We start from the raw sequence: 12,710 nt of genomic DNA on the forward strand, positions 1-12,710 counted from the left end.
CTGCCGCAGACGGAGCAGTGGTCCGCAGCCTGGTCGCCGCGCGCCTGAGCAAGGTCAGCGACGGGGGTGGTGCAACGCGGGCAACACGTCGGGGCGAGAGCCCCGAAGTGGCGCTTGGCTGCCATGTTCTCCTTCATGTCGCGTAGCCGCTTCCGGTCTTCCACGAGTGTCTGGTGCAGCTCGGTGTAGTTCTGCTGGACGGTTAGCTGCACCTGTACAGCAGTGGCATGGCGTCCCGCGCAGGATGCAACGTGGGCCGCGGCTTGCTCGATGGCCAAGGCTTGGTCTTCCAGGGCGGGAGCGGCGCCAGTGTTGGCGAGGGCCGCCTCGGCAACAGTGATCTCATCCTTGAGCTGTTGCAGGGAGCTCGCACGGGCCTGGGTGTCTTCGGTGGCCCGACGCTTCTCGCCCCGCTGCTGCTGCCGGACAGTTTTCAGGGCGGTCTCAGCGTCCCGGCGTGTGCTGGTCCAGGGAAGGCCGATGAACATCTGCAGCAGGCTGACGACGGATCCGTTCTCGCTGGTCTCTCCGAGTAGGACTTCAGCGTTGCGGTTGCGGCAGATCAGTGCGTGGCTGAACAGCGCCCAGTCGGTGACGGTGGCCTTGCCATCTTCTTCGCCTTTGACGTCGGAGTGCCACCCTCGGAGGATCTCCAGGTTGAGACGGTCCATCATGAACTGGCTCATCACGGAGGCGAACTCGGCTTCGCCGGCGAAGCCGATACTGGGGGTGGTCTTTCCGGTCTCCAGGCGTCCGGTCGGTACGCCGTCCTTGTGCTGGAACTCCACGCTGAAGGGCTCACCGTCGATGTGGCCTTCGAGCCGAACGTGGGAGATCCATCTGCGTGCGGTGTCCTGCAGCCGTTTGTTCTTGCCTCGCAGGCACCACCAGATCACTTCCAGGACTGTGCTTTTGCCTTTGAGGTTGTCGCCGGCCAGGCACCACAACCCGTCGCTAAGCCGCCAACTGAAGCGGAAGTCGTCAGTGAACTTGCCTGCCTTGGTTCCTGAGAACTCGATCGAGGTCAATGCAAGGCGGTGCGGTCGCGGCAGCACGCCGCTCTCCCGTACCCGGTGATGCTGGAGCACTGCTACGGCCTCCGCGACGTCCACACCGGCACGGCGGGCAACGGCCTCGGTGAAGTTACTCATGCGATCCCCTCGCTCACCTTGCTCTGCAGCGCTGCCAAACGGGCCCGGACGTGCGGGAGGATGCCAGCGATGTCAGCGCCCATGTGGGTTCGTTCGTACTCACCCTGCGCGTACTGGAGCTCCTTCAAGGCACTGCCGCTGCGGTCCCCGGCCAGTACCAGCACCAGTGCGGCGCGTTCGTCGTACCAAGACAGATCCGGCTCCTGCGAGCGCATCTCCTGTGCGTCCCGTCGGCCCGCCGGCAGCAAGCAGTAATCCCAGCGGTCGATGTCGGGCGCTGTCCCGATGGCGTCGATACCGATCAGTCCATGCGCGACCAGCAAGGCCAGAGCGTCATCGAGGGACTCGTAGGCGCCATAGCGCCAGCGGATCATGGGATAGGACTCGAGATCCGGCTCATCGCCTTCCAGCAATGCAGCCGCCCTGTCGACCGGGCTGACTCCCGGAACGCTCCGGCCGACCTCCGCGGCGTTCAACAGTTCATCGGCAAGGTAATCGGGGTTGCGGAGCCAGAAGTCGAGCGCCTGGAGCTTCTTCTGCCCGCGTAGCACCGCCACTGCGTCCGGATGGGCCGGGCACCCGCTATCCGGGTGCGGACAGTGATCCAACAGGAAGAGGATGCGCACAGCATCCTGAACGCGGCTCGCCCTCCGTGTGCGTACCTCCACGCCGTCCGATGTCATACGCCCCCGCCGATCTCGCTTCCATCGCCCCGTAGACGAGTAGCACGAATCATCACTCCTGCGTAAGTGATCCAGCACAATCCGCAGTCGTAGCCGCGTTGACGGCGGCGAGGCGCGGCGGCCTCGGCCGACGCGCAACCGGCTGAGCGCGCAACCGATCCCCGACCGCGGCCGCGCCGCCCATCCCGCCCGCCCCTTCCTCCTTCACTCCAGCCAAGGGACATGGGCAGAGCAGCCACAACGGGGATGTCAGCCATCCGACCACGGCAAAACGACGTGGTGACCTGCGCGGACACGGAGATGGTCCTGGGGGCCGCGCAACACCTAGCGCAACCCTTGGCGCAACCTTCAGCGCAACGAATAGGCGCAATCTCCAGCGCAACCTCGTGCTCCTGGTCGACCGGGGCGGCCGGTCATGCGGCCCGGGCGGCTCCGTGGGCGCGGGCGAGGTGGCGCAGCTCGGACCGGGCCGCCGGCACTGAGGGCGGTCTCCCAGTAGGGGTGCCACCACCGCCGTACGGACAGGAGCAGCAGGCGGCGGCGCAGGGCGGTGGTGTCGCGGGGGCGGGGTGCGGCCAGTGCTTGGTAGGTGGCGTTCCAAGCGGCTTGCGTCTGCGCCAGGTCGTCGGGGCTCTGGCGCAAACGAAGTCGCAGCCGGGGTACGTCGGTGAATCCGGTTGACCGCCCTGCGGCTCGACGCAGATCCTCACAGAAGTAGCCAGGACGACGGAGGCCCCCCAGTGCGCGACGACGGCAAGGACTTTCACTTCCCGCCCCTTACCAACGGGCTCGACTTCCTCGTCAGTGCTGTCACCTTCCTCGCGGCTGAAGGCAGCCCCGTCCCCCGCGAGCTGAAGTACGCCACCCTTCATCTCCAGTGCGCAGCCGAGACCCTGTTCAAGGCGCGCCTCGAGATGTACAAGCCTGACCTCGTGTGGACCAAGCCCACGGAGTACGACGAGGGCAAGCACCAGAGCGGCGATTTCAACAGCTGCGGCATCAAAGAGGCGATCAAGCGTCTCAACGCTCTCGCCCAGGACGGAACCATCACGCTCAGCACCACCCTCGACCCCGCCAGCCGCGACTTGAAGGAGCTCGGCGATCTCCGGAACCGGCTCATGCACTTCGGCTGGCGCGACACCACCGTAGCCGTGAAGACCCGTACCCTCCCCGTCCTGACCCTGCTCTTCGACTTCGTGAACCACGACGTCCTGCCGTACACCGCAGACTGGGAGGCAGCACGGCAGATGGACGAAGTCCGCGGCCAGTTGAAACACCTCACCGACTTCGTCACCCAGCGACAGAAGTCCATATCCGGCCAGCTCGCCGGCCATGAACACTCCACCACCGCCTGCCGCTCCTGCGGGCAGTACGCCGTGGTCCTCGACGGCGGCGCCCGCGACCTGAAGTGCTTCTTCTGCGACAAGGCGTACGGCACCGGAGATGAAGCAGCCTGGGAGTTCACCGGCGAGAACCGGCACATCACCATCAAGCAGGGTGGCAACGACCTGGCCACCTGCCCGGCCTGCGCCGCCTCGGCCATTGTTCCGGTGCGCACCCTGGGCTATCCCGCCGCAGACTCGTACATCTGCTTCGGGTGCGGCAGCGACTGGGAAGGGATCTGCGAGTGGTGTGGGAACGACCGGTTGAGTCCAGCCATAGTCCCGGAATCGGACATGTGCGATGAATGCTACGACATACGCCTCGCCAACTTTTGAGGTCCAGGCCCGGCCTGCTCGACGGGTACCAGGCATCGCCCGCGATGCGGTCTCTTGGTGCTCAGGCCGTCAGTGGTCTGGATACGGCCGGTCATCGCCCATTCATGCGGCAGGCACGGGCGCTGTCTTGGGCGGGGGTGAGCTCCTCACGGATGGCTTCGTCCCCATCGTGGGGCCGGTCTGTTTCAGGGCGCCGAGCCTTCGTCGGCGCGCGGACGATCCGCTACGCCTCGCGTACGGCGGTCTGCGGCGGCCGCGGCTTCGGCGGCGAGCTCGGCCTGGGCAACGCTGTCGGTGGTCGTGATAGCTGTGGTGCAAGCATTTTCCGGACGTTGTCTGCAGGCCCCGGCGGATCACCGCCCTGTTGGGCAGACTGGTGAGCCGGTGCACGCCAGCTGGAACTGGGGGGAACACGTGATCGTCAGGCACTTCCTGGGCAAGGACGACGAACTGGCCCAGCACCTTGTTCAGGAACTCAACACCCCACTGGACTGGCCGGAAGAGGGACTGAGTACTGGGCACGTTGCGAGGATCGCGTCTGCCGCGGCCTGCGACGTCTCTTACGATCAAGCGGCCAACGGACATCTGGCCGACCTCTTTGCCGCGCTTCCCTTGCCAGGCACGCCCGATGGTGCTGAGTTCTGGCGTTCCTTGGGGCAGGCGGGAGGTGACGCCGCTCTCTACATCGATCCCGGCAACGCGGGTGGTCCGTTCTTCGAGCGCATTCTTGAAAGCAACGAGGGAGGCATCGCAGACCGCGTACTCAGCTTTCTGGGAGAACTCTCCGACCAACAGCGCGACGCTGTAGCCGACGTGCTCGGTGACGCATTGGCGCGTGACACGTTCACCGGCGGAAGTCGGTACCTGGGGCGGCTGTGGCTGCGCGACGCTGAGACCAGTGCCTGGCACGTTCTACTCGCCAGCCGGCGGACGGACGACCGCACACGCTTCCTCGAAGCCTGGGGCAACGCCTGAGCAGACTGGGCGATGAGTGGGCGCGGGCCGCGCCGAACACGTCGTCGAGTCGTAGACGGTGCCCGGGACGGCGTCGGCGAGCAGCTGGTGGACACAACTCCCAGTCCGCGAGCTCCGCCGGGCCCCGGACGTCGTCGGCCGGGTCCTCGTGCCGGGACGCCTGCCGGGCATCGAGCCGCGCTTCCTCGAGGGCCGCCGCAACAGCGCCGGCGTCCATGACCCGGTGACGGCGGGGCAGGGTGAGCGGTCTGCGGGTACCGCCGTCGGGCAGCCATATCCTGGTCGTCTTCGACCTCGCATTCGTGGTGAGAAATCAGAGCGGACCGCCGCCAGAACGCTTCTGAGGCTACCCGCCGGATTTCTTTATAGCAGGCTGGGATTCGACTGCGTCAGAACAGGAAATCCACAGCTTGAACGTGCGTAAAAATCCGCACGCAGACCATGGGCGCGAGTGCCCCACTCAGTGAAATACGACTCGGTGATGGCCTCCACGACGAGGGGATGCAGGTCTTCCTCCGTCGCTCCGGCCTCCTGGAGGTCCAGGATCTGCTGCACGGAGGTGGGCGAGATCGGTGGTCGAGCCCTGCGCCCGCGTGAGGAGGAATTTCATCTGGGCTGTTGCGGATTTCGGCGCGGGACGGGTAAAAGCTCTCATGTTCTCAGATCCCGTGTCATTTTCTCAGTCGCGGTGTCATGTGACTGGCCGAACTGGCACGGGATTGAGAATCGCTGGCCACTGCCGTCACTCGTTTGAGGACTCCGTTGCCAGCGGGATACCGCACCGCGGGCAGCCGTTTGCGTGGTCGTCCGGGCAGACGTAGCCGATGGCACCGTCCACGCACCATTCGGCGGCCTCCTCGGACAGCAGGTCGGGCCCGGCATGGAGCAGCCGACGAAATTCCGTGGTGTCCGCAATGTCGGCCGGGCGGTTGGTGAACCAATCGTCGAACCAAGGCTTGTCCCGGTGCATGCGCCAGTGCGCATTCTTCCGGTCGTCGACAGCCGTAAGGAACCGATCGACGATGCGCCCCCAACTCGGAGCTCCGAACCAGCCGTTGTCGGACGCGCAGAAGGATTCGATCAGGGTTCGCAGGCCGAACTCCTTCTCGTAAAGGCAGTACCTTCGCCCCCATGAGATCGCGACCTGTGCCATCTCCGCGAGTTCTTCTCGCGGATCAACCTCGTGCGCCGGGTCGTCAGGGTTGTGGCAGGACAGCCCAAGCTCGAGCACAGACTGCGCGGTCGGTAGAACCCGAGACGGGTTGACGATCGCGAGACCGACAGCGATCCAGTCGACATGGTCGAACGACAGCATCGAGCGCACGAGTCGGGTGGTTGCCGTGTTGATCCGCATCATTGTGCCGTCGTGCAGCGGACTCTTCCCGGCATGCCAGTTCTCGACGGGTGTGTTGCGCCACACCGCGAGCGTGATGCGGGTGGCGGCCAGCCACAGCAGGGCGTCGTCGTCGAGGTGCCCGAACCGCTTGGCACACTCCTGGGCGCCGTAGGTGATCAACTCTTCCGGTTTCGGCCACCTGTGGCTGTCAGGCCCTTCAGGCCCTTCAGGCGCGTACTCGTAGTCGTCGGCGTACTCGTCGAGGATCGCGCTCAACTCGGCTGCGCTGTAAGCCTCGCTGTACTCGGAGCTCTCCGGCTCCTCGACGGTGTACATGTCGTGGTCCCAGGAGACATATACGTCGCCCCAGAGCACGACGTCTTCGCACTCGCTGGCGTTGTCCGTCACAACCGGCCTGATGGTGATCGGCGCAGTACGTCCGTCGGTTCGCTCGCCGTCCTTCTCGGCGGCCCATGCAGTGATGACCCCGAGCGGCTTCGGAAGGAGAGGACCGACCTCGGTGATGCTGAACGGCTCGTCGTCATCGGTGTCGAACCGGCTGTTGACGAACACGACCGCCTCGGAGGGCGTGCTGACGATGGACTGGCTACCACTCTCGTTGTCAACCACTCGCCACAACGCGCTGTTCTTCACGATGCTCTCCGATCGCGGTGAGCGCACCCGGGGCGGGTGCGATGTGCCGGGTCGCTCGGCACTGAATCCGATTATGGGCTGATCAACTGTCCGTAGTCCCGCAGGCACTTGTCGGCGACGACGCTCGGGACGTTCGTGTGCAACCTGCATCCCCGATCTCTACACGCGCCCCTGGAAGGCATTTGTCATGCATAGATCAGGATTAGGTACTCACCTCGGGCGGTGGCTGGTGGAGGCCGCGGTCGTTGGACACGGCACGTGTGCATGAACATCCGAGCCCCCACGGATACGCAAGCGAGCCCGGACCAACTGGGCCGGGCTCGCGGCCTGTTCGGGGCGGGCTGCTACAGGTCGAACTCGAGGTGTTCGACGTCGGTGAACCGGACCTCTTCCAGGCTGCCGGCGCGGCGGCCGCCGTCCTGGAAGTAGACCTCCTTGAGGGCTTCGGCCGCGATCTCCTGGAGTTCGGTGTCGCTTGCGCCAGCCGCTTGGGCGTCGAAGAGGCGGGCAGCGTAGCGGGGCGGCAGGGCGACGGTCAGGTGCCGGATGCGGTCCTGGTCGGTCGAGCCGATCGGCGCGGTGTAGCCCATGCGGGCGCGGGCGTCGATGATGATGCCGCCGGTCGTCGTGGCCTTCTTGCGGGCCTTAGCCCGGATCTGCGGCTGCCAGCGCTTGATTACCTCGCGCTCCAGGCGGGCGGCGAGGTCGGGGCGCGGCTTCTTGGCTGTGCCCGCTACGTACCGCTCCACCTGCCGCTGGGACACGCCGAGCAGTTCGGCGACCGCTTTCGTGCCGCCGAGCTGCTTGACCATGTACCGCATCTGCGGGCCCGCGGACTTGGGTGCGGGGCGGGTGAACGCCTTTTGCACCGCGGCGTCCAGGCCGTCCCCGAACATGCTCATCGCCTGCCCACTCCCCTATTCGCCATTGTCGGCGTCGGTGACGGTGCCGTCCTTGATGTACCGGGCGAGATTAAGTTCCGGTGCGTTGAACCGCTCGCGGACCTCCTCACCCCACAGCACGCTCTGGGTGCCCTCGTGCTTGACCAGGCCCGGGTTGATGCCGAGCTTGAAGCCGCCCGGGAGCGGCTTTCCATCCCGGTAGGGCAGGAAGTCCAGCGGGGAGGGCCCGCCTGCCGCGTAGACGACGCAGTCGGACAGGACCGCCACCGGGTACTGGCCGGTGAACGCCGCGTGCTTGACGATCTTGCGGTGCAGGTTGATCCGGGTGCGGGAGATGACCGCCGCGCGGATGTCCGGCCTCCACGTCGGACGGGACAGGGCCCGCCACGGCTCGCCCGGCCGCCAGCCCTCCCCACGCGGACGCTCGCGCAGCTTGCCCAGGCCGCCCTTCACCGTCGCCTTGATGGCCGAGACGACGATCGCCAACTCCGGGTCACGCTGCTTGTAGCCGTCCATCGCCGCCAGGAAATCCTCCGGCGACAGGTCGGCGTAGACGCCGAGGTCGGCCATCGTGGCGAGGTACGCGTCACGCAGCCGGTTGTACCAGCCGTCCAGATAACGGCCATTCTCATGCCGCACCCAGGCCTCGACCGGCGTGACGTCGTAGCCGAGCTCCTGCGCGTAGGCGATGGTGGGTGTTGCGTACCAGGCCGGCCCTTCGGGCCGGTCGCCCTTCGGCGTGAACGGGCTGGGCAGCAGACTCGCGTCCAGGTCTGCCCACTTGTCCTTGCCGACCTTCACCCTCGACAGGTCCACGTGGGAGAGGTCGACCAGCCAGGAGCCGGGCAGCTTCGCGTCGAACACGGGCGCCTGTACGTGCGTGGGCACGCCGAGGCCGACGGTCAGGCCGTTGGCGCCGGCGGCGAAGGCCATGTTGACGTCGATGCCGACCAGATGTCGCAGGGTGCACTCGGCATCCGTCATCGGCCGCGCCCAGTCGTAGGCCTCCTCGAACAGCTTCTCCCCGGGGCCGCGGACGTGGAAGCGCGGCAGGTCCTTGAGGAGGGGGTGGCCGTCGGGGGCCTCGCACGGCGCCGGGTCGACCGGGTCCCGGCCCAGACTGCCGGGATTGTGCTCGGAGTGCCGCTTGCCGTCGACATCCGGATCGGAGGCCCGAGTCGGCGGGTGCAGCGCGGTCATCAGCTCCAGGCCGGTCACCGCCGTCGATCCGCGGGGCGTCATCACCTGAGAGGCGAACACGCCCAGGACGCGGGCAAGTTCCGCCGGCGCCAGCTGCCCCACCTCGCCCCAATGCCGGGTGCCCAGCGCATGCCACGACGGAATACACAGCTGCACGCACTGACGGTCCGAACCCTGCGCAGGGCGGTAGATCCTCGCCCACGGCCCCAACCCGCGCTTGGTCAGCTTCCACTCCGCACGTACGAGCTGCCTGACGACCTTGTGACTCTCCGGGATCCGCCCGGCGAGACGCTCCTCGTCGCCGAGGGCGACGGGCAGACCGTAGCGCTCCAGGGCGGCCTCAGTGAGGACGAGCAGCGGATCGCCGTCCTTGCCGGGGCCGGACAGCCTCGGCTGGCCGAGCTTCGCCTCCTTCAGCGTCCAGTCCACCAGGGACGGCAGAGACTTGGCGGGCACGTCCAGGACCAGGCCGCCGGTGCAGTACGCCACCACCTGACCGTCCTCGACGTCGACGACCGCCAGCGGCCCGTTCACAAACCGAGGGTCGGTGTCCGCGGCCGGGGTGCCGGCCGGGGCTGCCTTCCGTGCGGGCGGACGACGCGGCGTCGACGACGGACTGGCAGTGGGCGACGGACGCGGCACGGCCTCCGGAGCAGCGGGGGCAGCAGTGACGGGGGCAACAGGGGCCTGGGGGTCTTTAGTTGCGGTCCTGGCCGCAGCTTCGGGTGCCGGACTGGTGGACACAGGACGCGCCTGCGCCGAAGTCGCCGGGGCGCGCGCAGCAGTGACGGGGGTGGGTGCCGGGGCGGCCGGCTCTTCCGGGGTGGGGTAGAGCTCCGCGAGCTGCCGCAGCATCCGCGCATACGCCTCACGCTCCGGACCACGCGGCTCGGTAGGCTTCGTCAGCGACTCCCAGCCGGACACCGTGGCCCGACGCACCTGCAAGGCCGCAGCAACCTCATCCAACGTCAGGCCATGCGCGGTACGCAGCCGCTTACGCTCCACCGCAGGCGGCAACGACGAGCGGGACGCCACCAGCGCATCCACCGCATCGAACAACTCAGACATGCAGCACCTCCAGACCACCACCCTACCCTCGACAACCGTACAAAGTGCGTACATACGTCGTACGAGTTGCGTACGAAGAGCGTCCGAAGGGCAACCCGTGAAGCTAAGGACGGGTGTCCTGTCTCGCCGAAGCTTGACCAGTCGACGTCTGTCTCACCGAAGTCTGTCCGCAGTTCAATGCGGGTGGTCCTGGGCAGTGAGGTTTTGGAAGCGTCCGGAGCAGATTCACGGCCTGACCAGCGGCCGCTCCGGCACAATCCCAGGATGATCGGCAACCGGATCACCTATCGCACGGCGGACGGCGTCCGCATACCCGGCACCTGGCGGCACGTCTTCATCCGCAACGGCGGCCACTATTTCCTCACCGACCTCTTCATCTACGCTGACGGGCTCATCGACTGCTGGGGCTTGGTCACCGTCGTGGAGTTCGAGGAGAAGCTGCGCACCGGCTGGGTGGCGACCAGCTTCCCGGAAGGCGGCGAGGCCTCCGCACACGAGCTGGCGGACTGGAAGTTCTGCGAACCGAAGAGCTGGCTCACGCCCGAGCTGTTGGTCGCTCGTCGAAGGTGATGATCTCGACGTCCTGGATCGATGTCCGGTACAGCTCGAAGGAGTTGATCTTCTCCGGGTTCACGGCGCCGTTATGGGTGAACTCGCGCAGGCTCCCGATCACCACGACCTGCCGGGGCCGGGTGGTGGACAGTTCGATGCCGGTCGGGGTGCCGTCGTCGTCGTGGATGCGGGTGAGGAACTCGTGGGAGATGAGCTGCTGGGCCTTGCTGACGGTCTTCTGCACCTGCGCCACGCCGCCGCCCAGTTCTTTCGATGCCTGGTAGACGCCCGCGCGGTATGGGGTCTTGGCGAGCAGCTCCGTGTCGTGGGTCTTGATTTCGCAGAAGAGCATGCTGCTGATCAGGCCTTTGGAACGCATGATGGCGTCGATGCGTTTCCCGGCTCCGCTGAAGATGTTGGCGCCGGTGGTGATGCGTTCCAGTTTGCCGTCGTCGATGGATTCGCAGGCGATGAGGTTGAGCCCGTAGCCGAAGATCCACTGGTTCGTCTCGAAGAAGGCCTGCCAGACGGCCTCTACCCCGCGTGTCGTTGCCAGGCTCTCTTCCTTCCGGAAGTAGTCGTGGTCGGTCAGCAGCCGTTCGAACCTGCGGAGCTGTTCCTTGCGGTTGCTGATCAGCCGGATGTCCTCCTCGGTGAGTCCGCCGCCGATGGCTGTCCTGACCGCGCCGAGCACCGTCGTCCGGTCCTGGCCGGTCAGCAGCTGAGCCAGGTGGGCCTCGTCGCCGACCATGAGCTGGAGGGAGTCGCCGGGTGTGCTCAGGCCGGTGCAGCCCTGGAGGAAGTTGATGACTTTCCAGAAGTTCTCGTGGACGTCCCCGGTGTCGACGAGCGCCTTGACGGCCCGGGTGGTCCCGCTATCGGGCACTGTCTGCGTCGCGGAGACTTCCTCGGCTTTCCTCTTGTCCTTCTTCCAGAGCTTGATCCTCGGCGTGAAGGTGTCGCCCTTCTTGATGACGGTGACGCTGCACAAGGTCGCTACCTGCGGCCGGTCGTCGAGGACGAAGTCGGTGATCATCCGGCGTGCGCGGGTGTCGTAGAGGTAGTGGAACCCGCTGCCGTCCTGTGAACCACGGATCTCCAGGTCGGTGAAGTCCCTGGCGGTGACGTCGAACTCGGTGCCGGAGAAGGGCAGTCGCAAGCCTCGGACTATGGGGGTCGCGGGCGTGGCGGCTTGGGTGCGCCAGTCCGGTGGGATGCTGGGCAGCGGACGGGAGTCGCCTTCGACCACGAGGTCCTGGACGTCGATGCGCCCGAGCTGGGTGAGCACGGACTGCAAGGTTCGCCAGAGCGCCTCCTTCGCCCCCGGGGTGCAGGTGGGCAGGAGTTCGCGTTCCACCGTCAGGACCGCCTCGTAGGTGGCCTCCGTCCAACGGTCACCCGGGGTGGGGTGGTAGATGCCGCCGTCGTGGCGCAGGGTCAGGACCGCTGTGCGCAGCAGGTCGCGTGCGGTCTCCTCGCCGGCGCAGTCCAGGAGGCTGTAGGCTTGCCCGAGGACCAGCTCGAGCTTGCCCGTGTCGTCGTCGTTCAGCGGCAGCGCGATCAATGGACCCGTGGGCGGAACCCGGACCGGCGTGTAGATGGGGCGGCCGGAGAGGAAGTCGTAGGAACGCAGGCCCCATCCGTCCGGTGCCAGCAGCCGGTTCAGCTCCTCGACCTGCTTCATCGCCTCCTCGACGCCGGCCGCGACTGCAGATCCAGCGGCACCTGCAATAGCTCCACAACCAGCTGCCAGCCCGAAGCCAACTCCCCCGCTTACAGTGCCGAGTCCAGCAGCCATGAGCGAGATCGCGGTACGCCCAAAGGGCGTGGACGTGCGTCGTGCCGAACTGCCGATACCCGTTGTGCGCCCTGGCAGCGGCAGGGCGCACACCCAGCGCCCCCACAAGCCCCGACGCCACCCCTACAGAAGCCGTTTGTAAGCCCGTCATCCCTGGCCAGAGCCATCCCGAAACGGGACCTTCGGGCCATGACCCCCTTCCCCCTCCGCTTCAGCGCCACCCCGCGCGGCGCCCGCCGCCTCGCCTCCCACCAGATGGACCTCTGGGGCTGGGGCTATGGCAGTTCGGTGCACGACACCGTGGAGCTGATCGTCGCCGAGCTGGCCGCGAACGCCGTCACCCACGGCCGATGCCCGGCCGGGACGCCGAGCTGCGGCTGAGCCTGGAGGCCGGGCAGGTGCGGGTGGAGGTGAGTGACACGCGCGGCGACCGGCTTCCCGTGGCGCGCGAAGCGGGTGACTGCGAGGACGGCGGCCGTGGAATCGTCCTCGTCGCCTCGCTGGCCGAGAAGTGGGGCACGACCCCGCGCCCCGGCGCCCCCGGCAAGACCGTCTGAGCGATCGTGACCAGCGGCGCGGCGATGTCGAGTTCCTGCCCATTCATCTCTGATGATTCGTCACCAATCCTCAGGAAAAGCTCAGTTGACGGTCAAGGCCAAGCCAGACAAAGCCC

General features: G+C 66.9%; 8 protein-coding genes and 2 pseudogenes. 4 read left to right on the forward strand and 6 right to left on the reverse strand.

The window, feature by feature from the left end; all coding sequences use genetic code 11:
* Both OHT01_RS00005 and OHT01_RS00010 read right to left on the reverse strand, forming a co-directional pair.
* Positions 1-1,151: ATP-binding protein (locus OHT01_RS00005; RefSeq protein WP_328551002.1), on the reverse strand; the 1,151-nt coding region annotated here is incomplete at its 3' end.
* Positions 1,148-1,777: a hypothetical protein gene (locus OHT01_RS00010; RefSeq protein WP_328551003.1), complete on the reverse strand. Its 630-nt coding sequence runs from the start codon at positions 1,775-1,777 to the stop codon at positions 1,148-1,150. The genes OHT01_RS00005 and OHT01_RS00010, both read right to left, overlap by 4 nt.
* 797 nt (positions 1,778-2,574) lie before the next feature.
* On the opposite strand from OHT01_RS00010, the gene OHT01_RS00020 reads away from it, so the two are divergent.
* Entirely contained in the window at positions 2,575-3,552 is a 978-nt protein-coding gene (locus OHT01_RS00020; RefSeq protein WP_328551004.1) for a hypothetical protein, read from the forward strand.
* Between the two features lie 414 nt (positions 3,553-3,966).
* Complete coding sequence (locus OHT01_RS00025) at positions 3,967-4,527, forward strand: hypothetical protein (RefSeq protein ID WP_328551005.1); 561 nt, start codon at positions 3,967-3,969, stop codon at positions 4,525-4,527.
* Between the two features lie 742 nt (positions 4,528-5,269).
* Here OHT01_RS00025 and OHT01_RS00030 read toward each other — a convergent pair.
* The 3 genes from OHT01_RS00030 to tap form a co-directional block, all read right to left on the reverse strand.
* Positions 5,270-6,517: a hypothetical protein gene (locus tag OHT01_RS00030; RefSeq protein WP_328551006.1), complete on the reverse strand. Its 1,248-nt coding sequence runs from the start codon at positions 6,515-6,517 to the stop codon at positions 5,270-5,272.
* Positions 6,518-6,861: 344 nt separating this feature from the next.
* The gene (gene tpg / locus OHT01_RS00035; protein WP_328551007.1) at positions 6,862-7,419 is read right to left on the reverse strand and encodes a telomere-protecting terminal protein Tpg; all 558 of its coding nucleotides are present in this window, start codon (positions 7,417-7,419) and stop codon (positions 6,862-6,864) included.
* Between the two features lie 15 nt (positions 7,420-7,434).
* Complete coding sequence (tap, locus tag OHT01_RS00040) at positions 7,435-9,687, reverse strand: telomere-associated protein Tap (RefSeq protein ID WP_328551008.1); 2,253 nt, start codon at positions 9,685-9,687, stop codon at positions 7,435-7,437.
* A 264-nt stretch (positions 9,688-9,951) separates the two neighbouring features.
* Here tap and OHT01_RS00045 point away from each other — a divergent pair.
* A pseudogene (locus tag OHT01_RS00045) lies at positions 9,952-10,254 on the forward strand (DUF7638 domain-containing protein); the annotation flags it as partial.
* On the opposite strand, the gene OHT01_RS00050 reads toward OHT01_RS00045, so the two are convergent.
* Complete coding sequence (locus tag OHT01_RS00050; RefSeq protein ID WP_328551009.1) at positions 10,223-12,037, reverse strand: Shedu anti-phage system protein SduA domain-containing protein; 1,815 nt, start codon at positions 12,035-12,037, stop codon at positions 10,223-10,225. The pseudogene OHT01_RS00045 and the gene OHT01_RS00050 overlap by 32 nt on opposite strands.
* Positions 12,038-12,226: 189 nt before the next feature.
* Between OHT01_RS00050 and OHT01_RS40060 the strand changes: the two are divergent.
* Positions 12,227-12,594 (forward strand): annotated as a pseudogene (locus OHT01_RS40060) (ATP-binding protein).
* Positions 12,595-12,710 lie beyond the last annotated feature (116 nt).

It is taken from the genome of Streptomyces sp. NBC_00358, assembly GCF_036099295.1.
GTDB lineage: Bacteria > Actinomycetota > Actinomycetes > Streptomycetales > Streptomycetaceae > Streptomyces.